The sequence below is a fragment of the Pseudomonas sp. YeP6b genome (genome assembly GCF_025642995.1).
Lineage (GTDB): Bacteria > Pseudomonadota > Gammaproteobacteria > Pseudomonadales > Pseudomonadaceae > Aquipseudomonas.
The window spans coordinates 2,297,355-2,321,946 of record NZ_CP080090.1 but is presented as its reverse complement, the minus strand read 5'-3'; the positions used below and the strand labels follow the sequence as shown (position 1 = coordinate 2,321,946).

The 24,592-nt window shown below is 59.2% G+C and carries 20 protein-coding genes and 2 pseudogenes; 7 read left to right on the top strand and 15 right to left on the bottom strand.

All coding sequences use genetic code 11. The annotated features are described in order from the left end of the window. Positions 1 to 42: 42 nt before the first annotated feature. The 5 genes from KZH41_RS10505 to sdhC form a co-directional block, all read right to left on the bottom strand. Positions 43 to 2,874 (bottom strand): 2-oxoglutarate dehydrogenase E1 component, encoded by a 2,832-nt coding sequence (locus KZH41_RS10505; protein WP_242155187.1) that lies wholly within the window; start codon positions 2,872 to 2,874, stop codon positions 43 to 45. 261 nt (positions 2,875 to 3,135) lie between these two features. Continuing rightward, entirely contained in the window at positions 3,136 to 3,840 is a 705-nt protein-coding gene (locus KZH41_RS10500) for a succinate dehydrogenase iron-sulfur subunit (protein ID WP_003172807.1), read from the bottom strand. A gap of 11 nt (positions 3,841 to 3,851) precedes the next feature. Then, complete coding sequence (gene sdhA / locus KZH41_RS10495) at positions 3,852 to 5,624, bottom strand: succinate dehydrogenase flavoprotein subunit (protein ID WP_094950715.1); 1,773 nt, start codon at positions 5,622 to 5,624, stop codon at positions 3,852 to 3,854. Positions 5,625 to 5,627: 3 nt separating this feature from the next. Further along, complete coding sequence (sdhD, locus tag KZH41_RS10490) at positions 5,628 to 5,996, bottom strand: succinate dehydrogenase, hydrophobic membrane anchor protein (protein WP_003172805.1); 369 nt, start codon at positions 5,994 to 5,996, stop codon at positions 5,628 to 5,630. Beyond that, the gene (gene sdhC, locus KZH41_RS10485; RefSeq protein ID WP_094950716.1) at positions 5,990 to 6,376 is read right to left on the bottom strand and encodes a succinate dehydrogenase, cytochrome b556 subunit; all 387 of its coding nucleotides are present in this window, start codon (positions 6,374 to 6,376) and stop codon (positions 5,990 to 5,992) included. Before sdhC ends, sdhD begins: the two co-directional genes overlap by 7 nt. Before the next feature lie 351 nt (positions 6,377 to 6,727). Here sdhC and gltA point away from each other — a divergent pair, with 351 nt between their 5' ends. Beyond that, positions 6,728 to 8,017 (top strand): citrate synthase, encoded by a 1,290-nt coding sequence (gltA, locus tag KZH41_RS10480; protein WP_094950717.1) that lies wholly within the window; start codon positions 6,728 to 6,730, stop codon positions 8,015 to 8,017. Positions 8,018 to 8,263: 246 nt separating this feature from the next. On the opposite strand, the gene KZH41_RS10475 is transcribed toward gltA, so the two are convergent. From KZH41_RS10475 to KZH41_RS10465, 3 genes are all read right to left on the bottom strand, one after another. Beyond that, positions 8,264 to 9,922 (bottom strand): cation acetate symporter, encoded by a 1,659-nt coding sequence (locus tag KZH41_RS10475; RefSeq protein WP_242155185.1) that lies wholly within the window; start codon positions 9,920 to 9,922, stop codon positions 8,264 to 8,266. Then, complete coding sequence (locus KZH41_RS10470) at positions 9,919 to 10,230, bottom strand: DUF485 domain-containing protein (protein WP_094950719.1); 312 nt, start codon at positions 10,228 to 10,230, stop codon at positions 9,919 to 9,921. The genes KZH41_RS10475 and KZH41_RS10470 overlap by 4 nt, the downstream gene beginning before the upstream one ends. A 217-nt stretch (positions 10,231 to 10,447) precedes the next feature. Then, positions 10,448 to 11,299, bottom strand: coding sequence for a glycine betaine ABC transporter substrate-binding protein (locus KZH41_RS10465; RefSeq protein WP_094950720.1), 852 nt, complete (start codon positions 11,297 to 11,299; stop codon positions 10,448 to 10,450). Positions 11,300 to 11,631: 332 nt separating this feature from the next. Here KZH41_RS10465 and KZH41_RS10460 point away from each other — a divergent pair, with 332 nt between their 5' ends. Further along, positions 11,632 to 13,185: a glycosyl hydrolase family 17 protein gene (locus KZH41_RS10460; protein ID WP_094950721.1), complete on the top strand. Its 1,554-nt coding sequence runs from the start codon at positions 11,632 to 11,634 to the stop codon at positions 13,183 to 13,185. A gap of 104 nt (positions 13,186 to 13,289) precedes the next feature. On the opposite strand, the gene KZH41_RS10455 is transcribed toward KZH41_RS10460, so the two are convergent. After that, a complete protein-coding gene (locus KZH41_RS10455; RefSeq protein ID WP_094950722.1) occupies positions 13,290 to 13,658 on the bottom strand; it encodes a hypothetical protein in 369 nt (122 codons plus the stop codon). Between the two features lie 236 nt (positions 13,659 to 13,894). Here KZH41_RS10455 and KZH41_RS10450 point away from each other — a divergent pair, with 236 nt between their 5' ends. Together KZH41_RS10450 and KZH41_RS10445 are read left to right on the top strand one after the other, a co-directional pair. Further along, positions 13,895 to 15,193 carry a serine/threonine protein kinase gene (locus KZH41_RS10450; RefSeq protein ID WP_094950723.1) on the top strand — a complete coding sequence of 433 codons (1,299 nt, stop codon included), beginning with the start codon at positions 13,895 to 13,897 and terminating at the stop codon, positions 15,191 to 15,193. After that, entirely contained in the window at positions 15,186 to 15,974 is a 789-nt protein-coding gene (locus tag KZH41_RS10445) for a VacJ family lipoprotein (RefSeq protein ID WP_094950724.1), read from the top strand. Before KZH41_RS10450 ends, KZH41_RS10445 begins: the two co-directional genes overlap by 8 nt. Positions 15,975 to 16,038: 64 nt before the next feature. Here KZH41_RS10445 and KZH41_RS10440 read toward each other — a convergent pair whose 3' ends face one another. The 5 genes and pseudogenes from KZH41_RS10440 to KZH41_RS10420 form a co-directional block, all read right to left on the bottom strand. Beyond that, entirely contained in the window at positions 16,039 to 16,221 is a 183-nt protein-coding gene (locus KZH41_RS10440; protein WP_263275095.1) for a DUF805 domain-containing protein, read from the bottom strand. 382 nt (positions 16,222 to 16,603) lie between these two features. Continuing rightward, entirely contained in the window at positions 16,604 to 18,583 is a 1,980-nt protein-coding gene (locus KZH41_RS10435) for an FUSC family protein (protein ID WP_263274779.1), read from the bottom strand. 65 nt (positions 18,584 to 18,648) lie between these two features. Continuing rightward, positions 18,649 to 19,554: a DUF808 domain-containing protein gene (locus KZH41_RS10430; RefSeq protein ID WP_263274778.1), complete on the bottom strand. Its 906-nt coding sequence runs from the start codon at positions 19,552 to 19,554 to the stop codon at positions 18,649 to 18,651. 218 nt (positions 19,555 to 19,772) lie between these two features. Beyond that, positions 19,773 to 20,166, bottom strand: a pseudogene (locus KZH41_RS10425) (RND transporter); the annotation flags it as partial. Between the two features lie 18 nt (positions 20,167 to 20,184). Continuing rightward, positions 20,185 to 20,394 (bottom strand): annotated as a pseudogene (locus KZH41_RS10420) (efflux RND transporter permease subunit); the annotation flags it as partial. A gap of 328 nt (positions 20,395 to 20,722) precedes the next feature. Between KZH41_RS10420 and KZH41_RS10415 the strand changes: the two are divergent. Beyond that, complete coding sequence (locus KZH41_RS10415) at positions 20,723 to 21,328, top strand: TetR/AcrR family transcriptional regulator (protein ID WP_263274777.1); 606 nt, start codon at positions 20,723 to 20,725, stop codon at positions 21,326 to 21,328. 207 nt (positions 21,329 to 21,535) lie between these two features. Continuing rightward, positions 21,536 to 21,994 carry an REP-associated tyrosine transposase gene (locus tag KZH41_RS10410; RefSeq protein ID WP_094950728.1) on the top strand — a complete coding sequence of 153 codons (459 nt, stop codon included), beginning with the start codon at positions 21,536 to 21,538 and terminating at the stop codon, positions 21,992 to 21,994. A 117-nt stretch (positions 21,995 to 22,111) separates the two neighbouring features. Here the strand turns inward: KZH41_RS10410 and KZH41_RS10405 are convergent, their stop codons facing one another. Next, the gene (locus tag KZH41_RS10405; RefSeq protein WP_094950729.1) at positions 22,112 to 22,552 is read right to left on the bottom strand and encodes a GlcG/HbpS family heme-binding protein; all 441 of its coding nucleotides are present in this window, start codon (positions 22,550 to 22,552) and stop codon (positions 22,112 to 22,114) included. Between the two features lie 256 nt (positions 22,553 to 22,808). Between KZH41_RS10405 and gcl the strand changes: the two genes are divergently transcribed. Continuing rightward, complete coding sequence (gene gcl / locus KZH41_RS10400) at positions 22,809 to 24,584, top strand: glyoxylate carboligase (protein WP_263274776.1); 1,776 nt, start codon at positions 22,809 to 22,811, stop codon at positions 24,582 to 24,584. The last annotated feature ends 8 nt before the right edge of the window (positions 24,585 to 24,592 follow it).

Below are 24,592 nucleotides of genomic sequence, written 5' to 3'. Positions count from 1 at the left end.
TCTGTGGGTCCTTAAAATTCGGTTTCAGTCAGCGCGAAGGCGTTAAACAGTGAAAGCATCTTGCAGCAGTTTTTCCTGCTGCTCGGCGTGCATCGACGCATAACCACACGCAGGTGCAGCAGAAGCATCACGACCGGCGTACTCAAGGCCAAGGCCTGTCTTGTGGTTACCGACGCTGCGACGCAAATGATGCTGGCTGCTGTACCACGCGCCCTGGTTCATCGGTTCTTCCTGGCACCACACCGCGTTGGTGAGGTTGGTGTAAGGCGCGATGGCCTCCATCAGGTCGTCTTCCGGGAACGGGTAAAGCTGCTCGATCCGCACGATGGCGATGTCTTCGCGGCCTTCGGCACGGCGTTTTTCCAGCAAATCGTAGTAAACCTTGCCGCTGCACAGGATCAGGCGAGTGACCTTGGCCGCGTCCAGGGTGTCGATTTCTGAAATAACGGTCTGGAACGAACCGTCGGCCAGATCTTCCAGGGTCGAGATGGCCAATTTGTGACGCAACAACGATTTCGGAGTCAGCACTACCAGCGGTTTGCGCAGCGGGCGGATCACCTGACGACGCAACAGGTGGTAGATCTGGGCCGGGGTAGTCGGCACGCACACCTGGATGTTGTGCTCAGCGCACAACTGCAGGTAACGCTCCAGACGGGCCGAGGAGTGCTCCGGACCCTGACCTTCATAACCGTGTGGCAGCAGCATGGTCAGACCGCACAAACGGCCCCACTTGTGCTCGCCGCTGGTGATGAACTGGTCGATAACCACCTGGGCACCGTTGGCGAAGTCGCCGAACTGGGCTTCCCAGATCACCAGCGCCTGAGGCGTGGTGGTCGAGTAACCGTATTCGAACGCCAGTACGGCTTCTTCGGACAGGAACGAATCGTACAGGTCGAAACGTGGCTGGCCTTCATACAGGTTCTGCAACGGGATGTAGGTGCCCGCGTCTTTCTGGTTGTGCAATACCGCGTGACGGTGCGAGAACGTACCACGGCCGATGTCCTGGCCGGTCATGCGGATCGGGTGACCTTCGAACGCCAGGGTCGCGTACGCCATGGTTTCGGCGTAACCCCAGTTGATCGGCAGGCCGCCGGCTTGCATCTTCTGACGGTCTTCGTAGATCTTCGAAACCTGGCGCTGCACCACGAAGCCTTCTGGAATTTCCAGCAGCTTGGCGGACAGTTCCTGCAGGGTTTTGAGGTCGAACGAGGTGTCGTGACGCGCCGTCCAGGCGTGGCCCAGGTACGGGCGCCAGTCCACGAACAGCTCTTTGTTCGGCTCTTTAACCAGGCTTTTTACAACATGCAGACCGTTGTCCAGCGCGTTGCGGTACTCATCGACTTTCGCCTGAACACGCGCATCGTCAACCACACCGGCCTTGGTCAGGCTTTCGGCGTACAGCTCACGAGTGGTGCGCTGCTTGGTGATCTGCTGGTACATCAACGGCTGGGTGCCGCTCGGCTCATCCGCTTCGTTGTGACCGCGACGGCGGTAGCAAACCAGGTCGATGACCACGTCACGCTTGAACTGCATGCGGTAGTCGATGGCGAGCTGGGTCACGAACAACACGGCTTCCGGATCATCACCATTCACATGGAGGATCGGCGCCTGGATCATCTTGGCAACGTCGGTCGCGTACTCGGTAGAGCGTGCGTCCAGCGGGTTGCTGATGGTGAAACCCACCTGGTTGTTGATGACGATGTGAACCGTACCGCCGGTCTTGAAGCCGCGAGTCTGCGACATCTGGAACGTTTCCAGGACCACACCCTGACCGGCGAATGCCGCGTCACCGTGGATGGAAATCGGCAGGACTTTTTCACCGGTGGAATCGTTACGGCGATCCTGGCGAGCACGCACCGAACCCTCGACCACTGGAGAAACGATTTCCAGGTGGGATGGGTTAAAGGCCATGGCCAGGTGAACTTCACCGCCGGTGGTCATCACGTTGGACGAGAAGCCCTGGTGGTATTTAACGTCACCGGAACCCAGCTCGACTTTCTTCTTGCCTTCGAACTCGTCGAACAGCTCGCGCGGGTTCTTGCCGAAGGTGTTGACCAACACGTTCAGGCGACCACGGTGAGCCATGCCGATCACGATTTCCTTGGTGCCGTAGGAACCGGAACGCTGGATCAACTCGTCGAGCATTGGAATCAGGCTTTCGCCGCCTTCCAGGCCGAAACGCTTGGTGCCCGGGTATTTGGTACCCAGGTATTTCTCGAGGCCTTCGGCTGCGGTCACGCGCTCCAGCAGGTGGCTGCGCACATCGTCGGACAATACCGGACGGCCACGCACACCTTCCAGACGATGCTGGAACCAGTGGCGCTGCTCGGAATCGGTGATGTGCGTGAATTCAGCGCCGATGGTGCGGCAATATGTCTGCTGCAACGCTTCGTGAATTTCGCGTAGGCTCGCTTCCTCCTTGCCGATGAACAGGTCGCCGGCACGGAAGGTCGTATCAAGATCGGCATTGGTCAAGCCGTAATGATTGATCGACAGGTCTGCAGGTGCAGGACGCTGCCAGAGCCCCAGCGGGTCAAGCTGGGCCGCCTGGTGGCCACGCATACGGTAGGCCTGGATCAGTCGCAATACTTCAACTTGCTTCTTCTCGTGCTCACTGCTCACGCTCCCGGCGGAAACCGGCTGAGCGCGGCGCTGGTTCTTTGCCAGCAGCACAAACTGATCGCGAATTGTTGCGTGCGATACATCGGTGGCAGCGTTGCCGTCTGAAGACAACGTCTGAAATTTGGTGCGCCATTCTTCTGGCACAGCGTTAGGGTCGTGCAGGTAGAGCTCATAAAGCTCTTCCACATAGGCAGCGTTACCACCTGAAAGATAGCCGCTGTTCCACATGCGCTGCATCACGCTTTCTTGCATGCTTGGTCACCCTCGATTTGGGGACACCACCGGCGAAAACACCGAGTTTGCTTGCAAAAGGCCAAGTGCAGCGACCAAAACAAGCCACTTAGGATCACGCTGATAGTTCGGGTACCAACCCGAATGCCCCTGCTTGTCTCATTTCTTCAAAATAAGAGCCGCGGCTTTGTAAGTCGCTGCTCAAGTTAAAACTACGGCGCCGGTTGAAGCCTGCGCCGTAGCATTTACGGGCACAACGGTCCTGCTTTGCTACAACGTCGCTTACACGCCGCTTTGCAGCAGCATGTTACGGATGTGACCAATGGCCTTAGTCGGGTTCAGGCCTTTGGGACATACGTTGACGCAGTTCATGATCCCACGGCAGCGGAATACGCTGAACGGGTCATCCAGTGAAGCCAGGCGCTCGGACGTCTTGGTGTCACGGCTGTCTGCCAGGAAGCGGTACGCTTGCAGCAGGGCAGCTGGACCCAGGAACTTGTCCGGGTTCCACCAGAAGGACGGGCACGAAGTCGAGCAGCAAGCGCACAGGATGCACTCGTACAGACCGTCGAGCTTTTCACGCTCTTCAGGGGACTGCAGACGCTCGATGGCCGGAGCCGGCGTGTCGTTCTGCAGGAACGGCTTAACTTTCTCGTATTGCTTGTAGAAGATGCTCATATCGACGACCAGGTCACGGATAACCGGCAAACCTGGCAGAGGACGAACGATCAGCTTGTTGCCTTTAACCACGGCGGACAGCGGCGTGATGCACGCCAGGCCGTTTTTGCCGTTGATGTTCATGCCGTCGGAACCGCACACACCTTCACGGCAAGAGCGACGATAAGAGAAACCTTCGTCCTGCTCTTTGATCAGTGCCAATACATCCAGCACCATCAGGTCTTTACCACCGGTATCGACCTGAAATTCCTGCATGAACGGCGCAGCGTCCTGATCAGGGTTGTAGCGGTAAACACTGACTTTCAACATGGCAGCCACCCTTAGTAAGTCCGAATCTTCGGTTCAAAGGTCGGAACTGTCTTCGGCGAGAAGTTCACGGCACGCTTGGTTACGCGCTTGTCACCCGGGAAGTACAGGGTGTGGCACAACCAGTTTTCGTCGTCGCGATCTTCAAAGTCTTCACGAGCGTGAGCACCACGGGATTCTTTACGAACCTCGGCGGCGATCGCAGTCGCTTCAGCCACTTCCAACAGGTTTTGCAGCTCAAGGGCTTCGATACGAGCGGTGTTGAACGCCTGGCTCTTATCGTTGATCTTGACGTTGGCGATGCGCGTACGCAGGTCAGCCAACTGGGCAATACCCTTCTGCATGTATTCGCCGGTACGGAATACACCGAAGTAGTTCTGCATGCAGTTTTGCAGCTCGCGACGCAGGGTTGCTACGTCTTCGCCATCAGTGCGCTCGTTCAGAGCGTTCAGACGCGCCAGGGCAGCTTCGATATTGGCGTCGGTAGCGTCATCGTATTCGATGCCGTCGGTCAGTGCCTTCTCGAGGTGCAGGCCGGCCGCGCGGCCGAATACCACCAGGTCGAGCAGCGAGTTACCGCCCAGGCGGTTGGCGCCGTGAACCGATACGCAGGCCACTTCGCCTACCGCGAACAGACCATGAATGATCTCGTCCACGCCTTCGGCGTTCTGGGTGATCGCCTGGCCATGAATGTTGGTCGGCACGCCGCCCATCATATAGTGGCAAGTTGGAACAACCGGAACCGGAGCAACCACCGGGTCAACGTGTGCAAAGGTCTTGGACAGCTCACAGATACCTGGCAGGCGGCTGTGCAGGACTTCTTCGCCCAGGTGATCGAGCTTCAGCAGTACGTGGTCGCCGTTCGGGCCACAGCCGTTGCCGGCGATGATTTCTTTAACCATCGAACGGGCCACAACGTCACGACCGGCAAGGTCTTTCGCGTTCGGAGCATAACGCTCCATGAAACGCTCGCCGTGCTTGTTGATCAGGTAACCACCTTCACCACGGCAACCTTCTGTAACCAGTACACCGGCACCGGCGATACCGGTCGGGTGGAACTGCCACATTTCGATGTCTTGTACCGGAACGCCTGCACGCAGGGCCATGCCGACGCCGTCACCGGTGTTGATCAGGGCATTGGTGGTCGATGCGTAGATACGACCTGCACCGCCGGTCGCCAGAACAGTAGCCTTGGCGCGGATGTAGGTGGTTTCACCGGTTTCGATGCAGATCGCGATCACACCGACGAACTCGCCTTGTGCGTTCTTGACCAGGTCAACCGCGTAGTACTCGTTCAGGAACGTGGTGCCGGCTTTCAGGTTGCCCTGATAAAGCGTGTGCAGCAGCGCGTGACCGGTACGGTCGGACGCAGCGCAAGTACGCGCAGCCTGGCCGCCCTTACCGTAATCCTTCGACTGGCCGCCGAATGGACGCTGGTAGATACGACCTTGCTCGGTACGCGAGAACGGCAGACCCATGTGGTCCAGCTCGAACACAGCGGCCGGGCCTTCTTGACACATGTATTCGATAGCGTCCTGGTCACCGATGTAGTCGGAACCTTTGACGGTATCGTACATGTGCCAGCGCCAGTCATCGTTCGGGTCGGCGGACGCGATGGCGCAGGTGATGCCACCCTGGGCCGATACGGTGTGGGAACGCGTTGGGAACACCTTGGTGATCACGGCAGTCTTGTGACCGCCCTGGGCCAGCTGCAGCGCAGCGCGCATGCCAGCACCGCCGCCACCAATAATGATGGCGTCGAAGGAAATAGTTGGAATGTTAGCCATGACTCAGATACCCCAAAGAATCTGCACACCCCAGACGAAGTAAGCGAACATCGCGACGCCGCATACTGCCTGGAAGAGGAAACGGACTGCAGTCGCGGACTTGCCCAGCGCCATCGGCGTCAGGTAGTCGGTCGCGATGGTCCACATGCCGACCCAGGCGTGTGCGCCCAGAGCTACAAGTGCCAGCAGACTGAAGATTCGCATCGCATTGTGGGAAAACAGGCCGTGCCATTGTTCATAGCCAATGCCCGGGTTTGCGACGAGGTATCCGATCAGGAAAATGAAATAAGCCGCGAGAACGACCGCAGACACACGCTGCGCCATCCAGTCATAGAGGCCCGAACGCGAAAGGTTCGTAACGCTGGTTACCATATCCAAACTCCTGCCAGAACGATCAGCACCACGGAAATGGCGATGATGATTTTCGAGCCCAGGCGGCCGCCTTCCAGCGTCTCACCGATGCCCATATCCATGATCAAGTGGCGCACGCCGGCTACCAGATGATAAAGCAGAGCGGACAGGAGGCCCCATGCTACGAACTTGGCCAGCGGGCTGGTCAAGCATGCCTTCACCTCGGCGTAACCTTCCTCGGAACCCAGGGATTTGCTCAATGCATAAAGCATGATGCCCAAGCCCAGGAACAGGATGATGCCGGAAACACGGTGCAGGAACGACGTAACGCCGGTGATGGGGAGTTTGATGGTCCTTAGGTCTAGGTTTACAGGTCGTTGGCTATTCACGGCTTTTTTCACACTTAAGAGCCCCTAACAATCAGGGCAAAGTTGTCGGGGAGTGCACTGGTCAGGTAAGCACCACCCAGGGAGTGCGACCCCCAATGAAAGCAAGCCCAAAAGCCCTTGGCGGTCGGTGGCCGAGTATAGACAGTTAGGCTACTAATGACAACGCGCACACCTCACCCTAATAGCTGATTGCGCTGGCGGTATAAAAGGCGTAAATGGCAGTCAATTTCGACGAAAAAGTACGGTTAAAGCCTTCTGGAGCAAGACTTTAGGCAAATTGACATCTGAATTTATCTCACTATAGTGGTGCGGGCCCTGCGTGGGGGGTCTGTCTGATGATTTGAAGCATAAATAGGAGGCCACATGGCTGACAAAAAAGCGCAGTTGATCATCGAGGGCGCAGCCCCCGTCGAGCTGCCCATTTTAACCGGCACCGTTGGTCCCGATGTTATCGACGTACGGGGCCTGACGGCCACGGGCCGTTTCACTTTCGACCCAGGCTTCATGTCGACCGCCTCTTGCGAGTCGAAGATCACCTATATCGACGGCGACAATGGCATTCTGCTGCACCGGGGCTACCCGATCGAGCAACTGGCTGAGAAGTCGGACTACCTGGAAACCTGCTACCTGCTGCTAAATGGCGAATTGCCAACGCCTGCGCAAAAAGCCCAGTTCGTCAGCACTGTAAAGAACCACACCATGGTTCACGAGCAGTTGAAGACCTTCTTCAACGGCTTCCGTCGCGACGCCCACCCGATGGCCGTCATGTGCGGCGTGGTCGGCGCCCTGTCGGCCTTCTATCACGACTCCCTGGACATCAATAACCCGCAGCATCGCGAAATTTCCGCGATCCGCCTGGTTGCCAAGATGCCGACCCTGGCCGCAATGGTTTACAAGTACTCCATGGGCCAACCCATGATGTACCCGCGCAACGACCTGACGTACGCGGAAAACTTCCTGCACATGATGTTCAACACCCCGTGCGAGATCAAACCGATCAGCCCGGTGCTGGCCAAGGCAATGGACCGGATCTTCATCCTCCACGCCGACCACGAGCAAAACGCCTCCACCTCTACCGTACGTCTGGCAGGCTCTTCGGGTGCCAACCCGTTCGCCTGTATCGCCGCCGGTATCGCCGCACTGTGGGGCCCTGCCCACGGCGGTGCGAACGAAGCCGTATTGACCATGCTCGATGAAATCGGCGATGTCTCGAACATCGACACGTTCATCGCCAAGGCCAAGGACAAGAACGATCCGTTTAAGCTGATGGGCTTCGGTCACCGGGTTTACAAAAACCGCGACCCACGCGCTACCGTCATGAAGCAGACCTGCGACGAAGTACTGAAAGAACTGGGCATCAACAACGATCCGCAACTCGAACTGGCCATGCGCCTGGAAGAGATCGCCCTGACCGACCCGTACTTCATCGAACGCTCGCTGTACCCGAACGTCGACTTCTACTCGGGGATCATCCTCAAGGCGATCGGCATTCCAACCAGCATGTTCACCGTGATCTTCGCCCTGGCGCGGACCGTGGGCTGGATCTCCCACTGGAAAGAAATGCTCTCCAGCCCGTACAAGATTGGCCGCCCGCGCCAGCTGTACACCGGCTACGAGTCGCGTGACATCACCAAGTTGGAAGATCGCAAGTAAGCCATCAACCGCTTAGTTGCACTGAAAACGGCCTCCCTAGTGGAGGCCGTTTTTGTTTGTGTCGCCTGTGCGGTCGCCCTCGCAGGCAAGCCAGCTCCCACTTTTGACTGCATTCCAAGGGGTGTACTCGGCCGAATGTGGGAGCTGGTGTGCCTGCGATAGCAATGGCCCAGCAACCCCATAACCACAGGCAAAAAAAATGCCCCGGCCTTTCGACCGGGGCATTTCTTTATCCAGCGACAACCCTTAGTGGTTAACCGCCCCACTCGCCCCCAGGCCAGTCTGCGAACGCACAAACTGCGGGAAATACAGCGCACGTTCTTTCTCTGCCGCCGCCGACTTGTCGGTGATGGAGAAGAACCAGATACCGACGAACGCAATGATCATCGAGAACAGCGCTGGGTATTCGTACGGGAAGATGGCTTTTTCGTGGTGCAGGATAGACACCCAGATGGTCGGGCCGAGGATCATCAGGCCGACGGCACTGATCAAGCCCAGCCAGCCGCCAATCATGGCGCCACGGGTGGTGAGGTTTTTCCAGTACATCGAAAGCAGCAGCACCGGGAAGTTACAGCTGGCGGCAATGGAGAACGCCAGGCCGACCATGAACGCAATGTTCTGGCTTTCGAACAGGATACCCAGGCCGATTGCCAGCACCGCCAGGGCGATGGTGGTGATCTTCGACACGCGAATCTCATCCTTCTCGTTGGCCTTGCCTTTCTTGATCACGCTGGCATACAGGTCGTGGGACACCGCCGAAGCACCGGCCAGGGTCAAACCGGCAACCACCGCGAGGATGGTGGCAAACGCCACGGCCGAGATGAAGCCCAGGAAGATACTACCACCCACCGCATTGGCCAGGTGCACAGCCGCCATGTTGTTGCCGCCAAGCAAGGCGCCTGCAGCATCCTTGAACGCCGGGTTGGTGCTGACCAGCAGGATCGCGCCAAAGCCGATGATAAAGGTCAGGATGTAGAAGTAGCCGATGAAGCCAGTGGCATACAGCACGCTCTTACGCGCTTCCTTGGCGTCGCTGACGGTGAAGAAGCGCATCAGGATGTGTGGCAGGCCCGCGGTACCGAACATCAGCGCCAGGCCTAAGGAGAATGCCGAGATCGGATCTTTCACCAGGCCGCCCGGGCTCATGATCGCTTCACCTTTAGGGTGAACCTTGATCGCCTCAGAGAACAGCATGTTGAAGTCGAAGTTGACGTGCTTCATCACCATCAGCGCCATGAACGAGGCACCGGACAGCAACAGCACCGCCTTGATGATCTGCACCCAGGTGGTTGCCAGCATGCCGCCGAACAACACATACATGCACATCAGGATGCCCACCAGGATCACCGCCACATGGTAATCGAGGCCGAACAGCAGCTGGATCAGCTTGCCCGCGCCGACCATCTGCGCGATCAAGTAGAACGCCACCACCACCAGCGAGCCACAGGCCGACAGGCTGCGGATCTGGGTTTGCCCCAAGCGATAGGACGCTACGTCAGCAAAGGTGTACTTGCCCAGGTTACGCAGGCGCTCGGCGATCAGGAACAGAATGATCGGCCAGCCCACCAGGAAGCCGATCGAGTAGATCAGGCCATCGTAACCGGAGGTGAACACCAGCGCGGAAATGCCCAGAAAGGACGCCGCCGACATATAGTCGCCCGCAATCGCCAGGCCGTTCTGGAAACCGGTGATCTTGCCGCCGGCTGCATAGTAGTCGGCCGCCGACTTGTTGCGTTTGGACGCCCAGTAGGTGATGCACAACGTCGCGCCGACAAACGCCACGAACATCAGGATCGCTGCAATATTCAGCGGTTGTTTGTGCACTTCACCGGTCAATGCATCCGCCGCCCAAACAGCTGGAGCAAACAGCGAAACGCCGGATACAGCCAATAGACGACGGATCATTGCGCAGCCTCCTTGAGAATCGCATTGTTCAGGTCGTCGAATTCGCCGTTGGCGCGTCGCACATAGATAGCGGTGAGGACAAAGGCCGAGATAATCAGCCCGACCCCGATGGGGATGCCCCAGGTGATGGATGAGCCGGGGCTGAGTTTGGCCCCCAGTATGTGTGGCCCGTAGGCGATCAACAGAATGAATCCGGAGTACAGCCCTAGCATGATCGCCGAGAGAATCCAGGCGAACCTTTCCCTTTTTCTCACCAGCTCCTTGAAACGCGGGCTGTTTTGAATCGAGAGGTAAATGCTGTCGTTCATTGTTTTTATCCTCGCAGCACAGCTTTTTTATTAATGGAACGTATCCACTGTATGCGGCTGCAGAACAGGTTCCAGACGACCTTAGTATTAGAACGACATTAGGGTTCGCGCCAACTTTGAACTGATTAAAGTGACAGCCTTTACCCCAGAAACGACAAAACCCGCCGGGCGAGAACGCCAGGCGGGCTTGCAAGGTGCTATTTAGACGCTTCGGGTGTTATTTACCGATCCACTCAGCCACACGCTCAGGGTGCTTGGCAACCCAGTCCTTGGCCGCTGCTTCAGGCTTGGCGCCCTCTTGAATCGCGAGCATGACTTCGCCGATTTCATCCTTGGAGGCCCACTGGAATTTCTTCAGGAAAGCGGCAACTTCCGGCGCTTTCTTCTCCAGGCCCTTGCTGCCGATGCTGTTGACGGTTTCAGCAGCACCATAAATCCCTTTTGGATCGTCCAGGAAACGCAGTTTCCACTTGGCGAACATCCAATGCGGCACCCAACCGGTCACCGCAATGGAATCCTGCTTGTCTTCGGCACGGGTCAGCTCGGCGATCATCGCGGCGCCCGAGCTGGCTTGCAGCTTGTAGTCCAGGCCATAGGCCTTGATGGCTTCGTCGGTCTTGAGCATCACGCCTGAGCCTGCGTCAATGCCGACGATCTTGTTCTTAAAGGTGGTGTCGGTCTTGAGGTCTTCGATGGACTTGGCCTTGACGTACTCCGGCACGATCAGGCCAATTTTTGCATCCTTGAAGTTGGGGCCGTAGTCGACCACCTTGTCCTTGTTCTTGGCCCAGTACTCACCGTGGGTCACGGGCAGCCAGGCAGAGAGCATCGCGTCGAGCTTGCCGGTGGCCACGCCCTGCCACATGATCCCGGTGGCGACGGCTTGCAGTTTCACGTCATAGCCGAGCTTTTCCTTGATCACTTCTGCCGCCACGTGAGTGGTGGCAACGCTGTCGGACCAGCCGTCTACATAGCCGATGCTCAGGGTTTTGCTGTCGGCGCTGGCCAGTGTGGAGCCCATCGCAACTACCAGAGTGGCAGCTGCGCCCAAGAGTCGTCGCATCTTCATAGTACTTCCCCGAAAGTGCTGCGCCCGGCGGATGCCGAGCGACGTCAACCTGTTGTTATGTGGTGCACCGCGCCCCCTTCACGCGCATCGATCCGACGGCGGCGACATCAGTGGAGTGCTGACGCTTCGATCATCAACCTGACGGGGCCTTGGACCTGCTCTGACTGCGACCTCAGGTAAGCAGGAAACGACATCACATCGCCAGCAGGACGATTTGTAGGACATCGCAACAAAATCCCGCCCGAACTTTGCATGTCTAAATTATGCAGCCCCACTGGGACGGGCTAATTCCGGGTAAGATGCGCGCCTTTGCTCCTCCAGATAAGCCGACCATGCCCGCGACTGCCCGCTTCCCTGCCCTGCCCTATTTCTTCGCCTTAATCCTCGGCGTGCTCGCCCTTGTCGGCTATTGGTACGGCCTCGGCCGGCCAGTGGTGTTGCCGGACGTGGCCAGCGCCAGCCACAAAATGCAATGTGCCTCCTACACGCCGTTCGACAAAGACCAATCGCCGTTCGATCAGCCGTTCACGCTGCGCCCCGAGCGCATGGACGCCGACCTGGCGCTGCTGGCCACCCGCTTCGAGTGCATCCGCACCTACTCCATGACCGGCTTGGAAGCCCTGCCGGGCATGGCGCGCAAGCACGGGCTGAAGGTGATGGCCGGCGCCTGGGTCAGCAGTGACCCGGTGGCCACCGAAACAGAAGTCGACGAGTTGATCGCGGCGGCCAACGCCAACCCCGATGTGATCACCTCGGTCATCGTCGGCAACGAAGCCCTGCTGCGCAAGGAAGTCACCGCCAAGCAGTTGGTGACGCTGATCCATAAAGTCAAAAGCCAGATAAAGCAGCCAGTCACCTATGCCGACGTGTGGGAGTTCTGGCTGCAACACCCGCAAATCGCCCCGGCGGTAGACTTCCTGACCATTCACCTGCTGCCGTACTGGGAAGATGACCCATCGGGGATCGACCAGGCGCTCAAACACGTAGGTGATGTACGCCAGACCTTCGGCCACAAGTTCGCGCCCAAAGACGTGCTGATCGGCGAGACCGGCTGGCCCAGTGAAGGCCGCCAGCGTGAAACCGCGGTGCCTAGCCGGGTCAACGAGGCCAAGTTCATGCGCGGCTTTGTGGCGATGGCCGAGGCCAATGGCTGGCGCTACAACCTGATCGAAGCCTTTGACCAACCGTGGAAACGCGCCAGTGAAGGCGCCGTCGGCGGTTATTGGGGGCTGTTTGATGCCGATCGCCAGGACAAGGGCATCCTCGCCGGGCCGGTGACCAATGTGCCGTACTGGCCGCTATGGCTGGGCGTGGGCGGGATTATCCTGCTGGGCACCCTGGCACTCGGCGGGCGCGTTCGCAGTACTCGCGCCGCACTCATGCTGCCATTGCTCGGCGCCGTGGCAGCCTGCTCCATCGGCACCTGGGCCGAACTGACCCGCGTGACCGCGCGCTTCAACGATGAATGGGTGTGGGCAGGCTTGCTGGTGGTGTTGAACCTGCTGGTGTTGGCCCATGCCGCGCTGATACTGAGCGCCCGCGAAGGTTGGCGCGAGCAGGCCTTCAACTGGCTGGAGCGACGCGCGGGCTGGCTGCTGGCAATCGCCGGGTTCGCCGGTGCGGTGATGATGTTGGCGCTGGTGTTTGACCCGCGTTATCGCAGCTTCCCAAGTGCGGCACTGGTGCTGCCGGCCTTGGTTTACCTGATTCGCCCGGTGACTGGGCCGCGTCGGGAGATTGCGCTGCTGGCCTTTATCATCGGTGCCGGCATCGCGCCGCAACTGTATCGCGAAGGGTTGCTGAACCAGCAGGCGTGGGGTTGGGCGGTGGTCAGCGTGCTGATGGTTGTAGCGTTGTGGCGTTGCTTGCGGGTGCGCAAGGCTTAAGACCGCTATCGCAGCGTTGCGACGACTCGGCAAGCCAACTCCCACACTTGATTGTGTTCACACCGTCAAAATGTGGGAGCGGGCTTGCCCGCGATGAGGCCCTATCAGGCAGCCCGAGGCTTCCTGACCAACCGCAGCCCCGCAATCACCACCGCAAACACCGCAAACGTAGTGTTGTACAACGCCAGCGCGGGAAACCCGAACACCAGCCCCAGTACCGCTAACCCCCATCCCAAACGGCCCGGCACAAAGAACGCCAGCACCGACGCAACCAGCGCCGCCCAGCCCAGCACCTTGAAGTGGATCATCAGCCCCAAGTTCGAACGCAGCTGGCATTCCCAACGGCTGGCCTCATCGGCGCAGATGCCAACCCACTGGCCATCCTCCATAAAACCGTAACGTGCGCCATAACTGGCGGCCAGCCATAACGGCAAGGCAATAAGCAGCAAAATCAACGGCAGACGGCGGGACATGGAGCACTCCGATAGGCAAAAACGGCGCTCAGCTTAATGCGCCTGCGGCCGTTAGCAAGGCGCATACACACAATTAGTGTCCATCAACGCGTGGCAAAGTGTATCTTCTGGCTACTATTACCCCGATTCCGACGTTTTTTTCCGACTTTTCGTGCCGAACGCTGGCACTTCGGTGGCAACGCGGTGGTCATAGCCTGCGAACTTCATTCAGCACCTTTCCTCTTAGGGATTAAGTCATGCTCCGTTCCTTGCGCTGCGCTGCCTTTCTGGGCAGCCTATTTTTGAGTGCGTCAGCACTGGCCGTCGATATCGACCAGGCCAGCTATGGCTACCCTTTGACCAACCCGTTCGAAGCGACCATCGCCACCACGCCGCCTGACCTGCGGCCTAAACTGCCGAGCGACGACGAGATCAACCAGTCCGACTACACGCTGAACATGCGCCCCGAGCGCGAGTTCAGCCTGCCGGACAACTTCTGGGCGGTGAAGAAACTCACCTACCGCATCGCCAAGCAAGACCGCGCCGCGCCGCTGATCTTCCTGATCGCAGGCACCGGTGCGCGGTTTGACAGCAGCATCAACGAATACCTGAAAAAGCTCTATTACCAGGCCGGCTACCACGTGGTGCAGCTATCGTCGCCGACCAGCTTCGACTTCATCAGCGCCGCCTCGCGCTTCGCCACGCCGGGTATCACCCAGGAAGACGCCGAAGACATGTACCGCGTCATGCAGGCCGTGCGCGCGCAAAACGCCTCGCTGCCGGTGACCGACTTTTACCTCACCGGCTACAGCCTGGGTGCCCTGGATGCGGCGTTTGTCAGCAAGCTCGACGAAACCCGTCGCAGCTTCAACTTCAAGAAAGTGCTGCTGCTCAACCCGCCAGTCAACCTCTACACCTCGATCACCAACCTCGACAAGCTGGTACAGACCGAGGTCAAGGGCATCAACAACACCACCACCTTCTATGAGCTGGTGTTGAGCAAACTGACCCGTTACTTCCAGCAAAAGGGCTACATCGACCTCAATGACGCCCTGCTCTACGACTTCCAGAACTCCAAGCAGCACCTGACCAACGAACAGATGGCGATGCTGATCGGCACCTCATTCCGCTTCTCGGCGGCCGACATTGCCTTCACCTCGGACCTGATCAACCGTCGCGGCCTGATCATCCCGCCTAAATACCCGATCACCGAAGGCACCAGCCTCACGCCGTTCCTCAAGCGTGCGCTGCAATGCGACTTCGACTGCTACCTCACCGAACAAGTGATCCCGATGTGGCGCGCGCGCTCCGACGGCGGCAGCCTGCTGCAACTGGTTGACCAAGTGAGCCTGTATGCGCTCAAGGACTACCTGCACAGCAGCCCGAAAATCGCGGTCATGCACAACGCCGACGACGTGATCCTCGGCCCGGGCGACCTCGGCTTCCTGCGTAAAACCTTCGGCGATCGCTTGACCGTCTACCCGCTGGGCGGCCACTGCGGCAACCTCAATTACCGCGTCAACGCCGACGCCATGCTGGAGTTCTTCCGTGGCTAAATATCTTCTGCTGCTCGCCGCCCTGATGTGCGCGGGCGTCGCCAATGCCGACAACAGCAAGGCGCACGAACCGGTCAAGGTCGACTCTGACGGCTTCAAGGAGCCGCTGACCAAGCTCAAGTTCAACCCGGGCCTGGACCAGCGCGAGTTCGAGCGCTCATCGCTGACCGCGCTCAACGTGTACGACCCGCTGGAATCGTGGAACCGCCGCGTGTACCACTTCAACTACCGCTTCGACCAATGGGTGTTCCTGCCAGTGGTTGACGGCTACCGCTACGTCACACCGAGCTTCCTGCGCACCGGCGTCAGCAACTTCTTCAACAACCTGGGCGACGTGCCCAACCTGATGAACAGCCTGCTGCAACTCAAGGGCCATCGCTCCCTGGAAACCACCGGGCGCCTGCTGCTCAACACCACCATCGGCATCGCCGGCCTGTGGGACCCGGCCACCGCCATGGGCCTGCCGCGCCAGAGCGAAGACTTCGGCCAGACCCTGGGCTTCTACGGCGTACCCGGCGGCGCCTACGTTATGCTGCCGATCTTCGGCCCCTCGAACCTGCGCGACACCGCCGGCCTGATCGTCGACTACGGCGCCGAAACCCAGATCAACTTCCTCAACGTGTCCAAAGTCAGCGAAAACCACCCGGAAATCTGGGCCTTGCGCGCCGTCGACAAGCGCTACCAGACCAGCTTCCGCTACGGTCAGATGAACTCGCCGTTTGAGTATGAAAAGGTGCGCTACATTTATACAGAGTCGCGCAAGTTGCAGATCGCCGAGTAAACGTCCACAAAAAAGGCCATTCGATTGAATGGCCTTTTTTATTGCGCTGATTTTACTCACTTACTCAGCTAATATTTTTACCAGGAGGCTCACCGTAATCGTTCTCCCCCTTATCGCCTTGAGTGAACAACTGGATGGACACCATTATAAAACCAACAACCGGTATCAAAAACCACAGTGCATACGCCCCCGTAATGTTTACATCATGAAGCCTGCGGAATGTCACCGACACTGCGGGGGGAATCATCAATAACACGTACAAACCAAATGGGACGATAAACCACGGACTCGAAGAAACATTTGCCAGATACGCCACTAAAATAGCCCCCCCAAACGATCATTATGTCCATCAATGCAAACGCCCAGTACTCGCGTCTACAGGCTCGCCCACTGAACTTGGCATAGTTTTTTATCGCTTGAAAACACCAGTTCATCCTTAACCTCTTAACGATCCACTTTTATCGTGCCGCTTCACATGAAGCAGCTCGACGCGTCCTATAAATGCCTGTAAATCCGAACTGTAGGATTCAGCTTAAACAGCTTTAAATCTGTACCAGAGAATGAATCAGCTATTCGTTGCTCGCTATGCCGTTCCACGCCTAGAACCCAGTGGTCGAATAGCTGCCCCGCTAACACCACTTCTGCCAGGTAAACCGCAACTGCAGCACCGCCGCCCGGGCCATCTCGCGATCCTGCTCGGCCAGCGCCAATGGCTGTTCGAGCGCTTCCAGTAACGCAGCGCTGGGCGCATCCAGCAACGACGCATTTGGCTTGCTCGGCCCACCTCGCTTGAGCGCCGCCGCCAACTGCCGTAAATACCCATCGCGTTCAATCGCCAGCAAGCCTTGGCTGTTCGATAGGCTTGCGCGCAGTTCCAGCAATTCATCGCCCAGGTCCAGCCCCAACAAGCCGTTGTCCCAATGGTGGCGGCGGTCGGCGGGCAAGGCTTCGCTGTAGCGCGACAGGCGAATCAAGCGATCGGCCATACGCCCGCCAAACCAGCTCTCGGCCTGCTCCAAAGGGCGCGATGTCAGCTGCGCCAGGTCAAACAACGAAGCCTTGAACATCCGCCGATAGTGGTGCTCGCCGGGGTTGAACTGGATCAGCCGAAACACCACCACCGCAATCCCGACGCCCACCAGGGTCGCGATGGCCTTGTTCAGAAAGGCGGCGATGTCGTAGGTCATCAGGTTGCTCGGCCCGATGTTATTGACGAAGAAGATGCAGAACGCCGAAGCGGTGGCCGCAAGCTTCACCCGGCTCATGCACAGCGAAGCGAAAAACAGCGGCACACCCAACGCCAGGCAGAGCAACGGAAAACCATCAAACCCAGGCAGCAAAGCAAAACGTACAACGCCGGCCACCGGGATCGACAGCGCGATGCCCTTGAGAAAATTCAGGCTGGCGGCCGAAGGGTTTTCCCGCGCGGCAAACAGGCTCAGTACCACACCGCTGATCGACACCGCACCCAACCCCGACGGCCAGGCGGTAAACACCCAGAACGCCGCGACGGCCAAAAACGCCAATGCACTGCGTAACCCACCCAGCACGCCCTGCTCGATATCCCGATGCCAGGACATGGCCCCCGGCGCGCCGGGCGGCACCCTGCCCGCCTCAACGGCCGCCAGGGTCAGCTCGCCCAGCTTCACCCACCGCAGAACCTGGGCCAATTGCATCAGGCAAAAGTGCGCCTCTGGGCTCAAATCTGGGTCATCCAGCGCCAGCATGAGGCGACGGGACAATTCAGGCAGCGCCTCATGCCGCTCTTGCTGCAACGTCGCGGCCACCTCATCCACCCAAGGCGCAATGAGCGTCGTGTCCGGCAGCATCATCCGTTGACGGGCCACGCCTCGCGCTGCGCGCAGCAGGCCAAGCAGATCCCGACTGAGCACCCGCAACGCCTGGGAGCGGCGCCGCCCCTTGGGGCCTTCAAACCAGGCATGGTCGCGCTGGGCGTCCACCGCGACCAAGCGGCCCAGTGCCTCCAGCAAGCCCTTGCGCTGATCCGCCCCCAGCAGCTCCGAGGCCGCTGCGCGCATTCCCGCCTGCCAGGCGCCACGACCTTGAACCGCGAGGGTCTGCTCAACCCGGCGCGGCCATAAGATCGTGCTGGCGATCGTGGCGCAGAGGATCCCCAGGCTGATCTCCTGGCAGCGCGCCACTGCCTCATCGAACACGCCCAGCGGCGCGGCGGTCGCGGGCAAGGCAATAATGGCCGTGGTGTAGCCGGCCAGCACAAAGCCATAAGAGGCATGATTGCGCAGCAACGACGCCCCCGTGGTGCAAAACGCCAACCACAACGCCATGCACAGCAGGAACAGCAATGGCGCCTGACCGAATATGCCAATCATCGCGATGGAAGCCACGGCGCCCACAAACGTGCCCAGCAACCGATAAGCGCCCTTGGCCAGGACCATGCCGCTGGTGGACTGGCCGACGATAAACACCGTGGTCAGCGCCCATTGCGGCTGCTGCAAGTCAAAGCAAAAGGCCAGATACAACGCGACCCCGCCAGCGATCATGTTGCGCAAGGCAAACAGCAGATCGGTACGCGAGGGCGCCAGGGTGGCTTGCCAGAAGTCAGGCAGTTGAAACGCGGGAAGCTTCATTCAGCGAACACTTAGATAGCAAGCTAATGATTAGCATCGTATCTATATTCGCAGCGAATGCCAATCTAGCGTTTCACCGCACTCCACAGCTTGCCCACCAGCGAAACCACCGCCAGCACCACTGCCCCGGCGATAATCCCGGCCACCGCATTGAGCAGCGTCGGCATCAACCACGCCATCGCGCCGACACTCTGGCTTACCGTCTCGATCCAGTGGTGCACCACCGGCACGCCATGGGTGAGAATCCCGCCGCCTACCATGAACATCGCCGCCGTGCCGATCACCGACAGGCTTTTCATCATGTAAGGCGCGGCGCGAAGAATCGCCCCACCGACGCTACGCGCCGCCTGGCCGGGCTTTTGCGTCAGCCACAGGCCCAGGTCATCGAGCTTGACGATACCGGCAACCAGGCCGTAAACGCCGATGGTCATCACAATGGCAATGCCCGACAACACGACCACTTGCTGCATCAGCGGCGCATCGGCCACAGTGCCCAGGGTGATGGCGATGATTTCCGCCGAGAGAATGAAGTCGGTACGGATCGCGCCCTTGATCTTGTCCTTCTCAAACGCCACCAGATCAGTCGCCGGGTCCGCCACCGCCTCGACCAGATGCGCCTGCTCCTCGGTGCGCTTGTGCAAAAACGTATGCGCGAGCTTTTCAAAGCCCTCGAAACACAGATAAGCGCCGCCCAACATCAACAACGGCGTGACCGCCCACGGTGCAAACGCACTGATCAACAGCGCCGCGGGCACCAGGATCAACTTGTTGAGAAACGAGCCCTTGGCCACCGCCCACACCACCGGAATTTCCCGCTCGGCACGAACCCCGGAGACCTGCTGGGCGTTAAGCGCCAAATCATCACCGAGCACCCCGGCGGTCTTTTTGGCAGCCATCTTGGTCATCAACGCCACATCGTCGAGGACGGCGGCGATGTCGTCGATCAGTACCAGCAAACTGCTTCCTGCCATGACGCGTTCATCCTGCGGTTAAAGTGCCGCGAATATAACGCGGCGACCGGGAGGGAATATAGGTCTCTCTACTGCACGGAGGATTGCTGTTGATCTGATTCGCCCCGTTAACCCCGCTGGCCGCACGCAGGTTTGAATCCGTGGGTAACCCGGCCAACCGACAGGCCGCCATCGCAGGCAAGCCAGCTCCCACAGTTGGATTACGATGTCTCAGCTAATCAGGGTGCCTGCCTGCCGCCGCCCAGGCTCTGAATCAGCGCGACACGGCCTTGGCTAACTGCCTTGGGTGTCGCGCAAGTTTTGCTCAGCTTGCAGCAACACCCACTGCTGAGCACGCAACTGCGCCTCCTGACTCCCAAACAGCTGCTGATTGCGCTGGTACACCTGCTGGAAAGCATCCGCCTGGGTTTGCAGATGATTGATCGCCGACAAATTGTCCTCAACATTCTGCAACGCACTCAGCACCGCGCCCCGATAATTCGCCGCGATCTGGTCATAACTCGCCTCAGCCTGCTTGGCCGCCGCCTCCCGCGCACTGCCATCAACAGTCGTCTCCAACGCCGGGCCCAACGTCCTAATGCGGTTCGGCAACGAAAACAACCCACCCAGCGCGATGGACAGCGAGATCACGATCACCACCAGCAATATCGCCAGCCCCAGCTCGTACTGCACATCGGTAAACGAGACGCGGATGGTCTGGGTGCGGTCGGTGAGCACCGCCACGTTCAAGGTGCCCGGCAGGCTGGCGCGTAACGTGGGCAGCCGTTGCTGCACGCGGTCGAGCACTTTGATCACGTTAGCACCGGGCTGGCACTGGCCTGCCTTTGTGGGCGCCGCCAAAGAAGTGCATGCCCAGGCCAATCGACAGCGCGACCAGCAACAACGCGCCTATGACTCAGGCGAACGTACGTGGCCTGCTTTTCTCCACGGTTTCTCACTCGAACGCCCAATACTGGACTGAACGGCGACCGTATTGGCCGCGTCGCTGATCCGAACTCTAGCAGCGCGCCCAGCCGATGCCGGTACTACCATGAATACGTTCAGCATCCACACAGACAAAGTCAGCTGCAACGCCCGGCGTGCAAGGCTGCGCCTGCATTCTTGAGCGCTGCGTCAAGCCGGTGCTACCATGCGCAACCGCCTGTCTTGGCAAGGAAACTGCTGGTCTATGAGCACCATCCGCGAGCGCAATAAAGAAATGATCCTGCGGGCGGCGAGCGAGGAGTTTGCCGACAAGGGCTTCGCCGCGACCAAAACCAGCGACATCGCCGCCAAGGCCGGGCTGCCCAAGCCCAACGTTTACTACTACTTCAAGTCCAAGGACAACCTCTATCGCGAGGTGCTCGAGAGTATTATCGAGCCGATCCTGGCGGCGTCCACGCCGTTCAATCCCGACGGTGAGCCGGCGGTGGTGCTGAGCAATTACATCCGCTCGAAAATCTGCATCTCCCGCGACCTGCCGTTTGCCTCCAAAGTATTCGCCAGCGAAATCATGCACGGCGCGCCGCACCTGAGCAGCCAGCAGGTCGAGCAGCTGAACGCCCAGGCCAAGCACAACATCGACTGCATCCAGAGCTGGGTGGACCGTGGCCTGATCGCGGCCATTGACCCCAATCACCTGATGTTCAGCATCTGGGCGGCGACGCAGACGTATGCCGATTTTGATTGGCAGATATCGGCGGTAACCGGGAAAGCCAAGCTGGATGAGGCGGATTATGAAGCAGCGGCGCAGACGATTATTCGGTTGGTGTTGAAGGGGTGTGAGCCGGACTGATAGACCGTGGTGTGGCCATCGCAGGCAAGCCAGCTCCCACATTGGAATCTATGCCAGACACACTATGTATGAACACCGCAAAACCAATGTGGGAGCGGGCTTACCCGCGATAGCGCCCTCCCAGACACATCCTGCCAAAAGCCTGCTGATCAACCCCAGCTTTCCACACCTAGCCTCTCAGAACACCATCTGAAGAGAGGCCATGGAATGCCTGATCTCCCCGCATCAAAACGACTGCGCATCGGTCGTTACAACGAATCCAACCGTATCTACTTGCTGACCAGCAACACCCTTGATCGCGAGCCCATTTTCCAGGACTTCAAGCTAGGCCGACTGGTGGTACAACAATTTCGAATCGCCCAGAACCAAGGCCTGGCGACATCCTTGGCATGGGTGGTCATGCCTGACCATTTCCACTGGCTTATCTCTCTGGAGAAAGGCTCCCTTTGCGACCTGATGCGCCAAGTAAAATCCAAAAGTACTCGAATCATTAATGGTGTTGCCGGTCGCCAAGGCCGTCTTTGGCAACCTGGCTTTCACGATCATGCCGTGCGCCGTGAGGAAAGCCTGGAGGGCATAGCTCGCTACATTGTGGCCAACCCATTGAGAGCAGGCCTGGTGAAGAAGTTTGGCGACTACCCCTTATGGGATGCGATCTGGCTTTGACTGTAGACCGAGTCGCCGCCATCGCGGGCAAGCCCGCTCCCACAGGGTTAGTGGTGTGCACACCGACCAATGTGGGAGCGGGCTTGCCCGCGATAGCAATCTACCTGTCACCGAAGGCTAGGCAGACACCCCTGCATCCGCCAACAACCCCACCCCCTCAATCGCCGTAATCGCACACTGTTCATCAATATCCGACGTATCCCCACTGATCCCAATCGCCCCCAGCACCGCACCCGCCTGATCCCGAATCAATACCCCGCCCGGCGCCGGCACCACGCTGCCCTGCCCCAGGCTGTTCAACGCCGCGATAAACGCCGGGCGCTGCTGGGCGTCCAGTGCCAGCAAACGTGAGCCCTTGCCCAGGGCAATCGCGCCCCAGGCCTTGCCGATGGCGATTTGCGGGCGTAGCAGGCTGGCGCCGTCTTCGCGTTGCAGGGTGACCAAGTGCCCGCCGCTGTCGAGCACTGCAATGGTCAGCGGTGCGGCTGAAATGGTTCGGCCTGCGTGAAGGGCCTGGCTGGCCAGTTGGGTGGCGAGTTTCAAGGTTAAAGCGCTCATGGTGCCGTCCTTCTTTTGTTATTGAGAAAGCGGTGGAGGTCTGTTTGATCAGATGCCCAATCGAACAAATAGAACACAATGACATTTGTTTTTGTATACAATATTTTCGCACAAACGCTCCATACGTCGAAAAAAGCGCTTCCGACGAACGTAAAGGCGCATTTATAAAATGCATTGACCTGCGCCGCTCGCCGTGAATACACTTTGACCAGACACCACTTGTATACAATTACAAAACGCAAGAGGCACCAAAACCATGAGCAAAATGAGAGCAATCGAAGCCGCCGTCCTGGTGATGCGCCGTGAAGGTGTGGACACCGCCTTCGGTATCCCAGGCGCCGCCATCAACCCGCTGTATTCGGCCTTGCAGAAGGTCGGTGGCATCGATCACGTCCTTGCTCGCCACGTTGAAGGCGCCTCGCACATGGCCGAGGGCTACACCCGCACCAAGGCCGGCAATATCGGCGTGTGCATTGGCACCTCGGGCCCGGCGGGCACTGACATGGTCACCGGCCTGTACAGCGCCTCGGCCGACTCGATCCCGATTCTGTGCATCACCGGCCAAGCCCCGCGTGCACGGATGCACAAAGAGGACTTCCAAGCCGTCGACATCACCAGCATCGTCAAGCCGGTGACCAAGTGGGCGACCACTGTGCTGGAGCCTGGCCAAGTGCCGTATGCCTTCCAGAAAGCTTTCTATGAAATGCGCTCCGGCCGCCCTGGCCCGGTGCTGATCGACCTGCCGTTCGACGTGCAGATGGCCGAGATCGAATTCGACATCGACGCCTACCAACCGCTGCCGCTGGCCAAGCCATTGGCCACGCGCATCCAGGTCGAGAAAGCCCTGGCGCTGCTGGACCAAGCCGAACGCCCCTTGCTGGTGAGCGGCGGCGGCGTGATCAACGCCGACGCCAGCGAGCTGCTGGTGGAGTTCGCCGAATTGACCGGCATCCCGGTGATCCCGACCCTGATGGGCTGGGGCACGATCCCGGACGATCACCCGCAGATGGTGGGCATGGTCGGCCTGCAAACCTCGCACCGTTATGGCAACGCGACGATGCTCAAATCGGACGTGGTGCTGGGCATCGGCAACCGTTGGGCCAACCGCCACACCGGTTCGGTGGAGGTGTACACCGAGGGGCGCAAATTCATTCACGTCGACATTGAGCCGACGCAGATTGGCCGCGTGTTCACCCCGGACCTGGGCATCGTTTCCGACGCAGGGTCTGCGCTGACGATGTTCATTGAAGTGGCCCGCGAGTGGAAAGCCGCAGGCAAGCTCAAGGACCGCAGCGCCTGGCTGCATGACTGCCAGCAACGCAAGGCCACCTTGCACCGCAAGACCCACTTCGACAACGTGCCGGTCAAGCCGCAACGCGTGTACGAAGAGATGAACCAGGTGTTCGGCAAAGACACCTGCTACGTCAGCACCATCGGCCTGTCGCAGATTGCCGGCGCGCAGTTCCTGCACGTCTACAAGCCACGCCACTGGATCAACTGCGGCCAAGCCGGCCCGTTGGGATGGACCATTCCGGCGGCGCTCGGGGTGGTCAAGGCTGACCCAAGCCGCAAAGTCGTGGCGCTTTCGGGCGACTATGACTTCCAGTTCATGATCGAAGAATTGGCCGTGGGCGCGCAATTCAAGCTGCCGTACATCCACGTGGTGGTGAACAACTCCTACCTGGGTTTGATCCGCCAGGCCCAGCGCGGGTTTGAAATGGACTACTGCGTGCAGCTGTCTTTCGACAACCTCAACGCCCCGGAACTCAACGGTTATGGCGTCGACCACGTCGCCGTCGCCGAAGGCCTGGGTTGCAAGGCCCTGCGCGTATTCGAACCGGGCCAGATTGCGCCGGCGTTGCGCAAGGCCAAGGAAATGATCGAAGAGTTCAAGGTGCCAGTGATTGTTGAGATTATTCTGGAGCGCGTGACCAATATTTCCATGGGCACCGAGATCAACGCCGTCAACGAATTCGAAGATTTGGCCCTGGTCGGCAACGATGCGCCGACTGCCATTTCCCTGCTCGATTAAGGAGAACC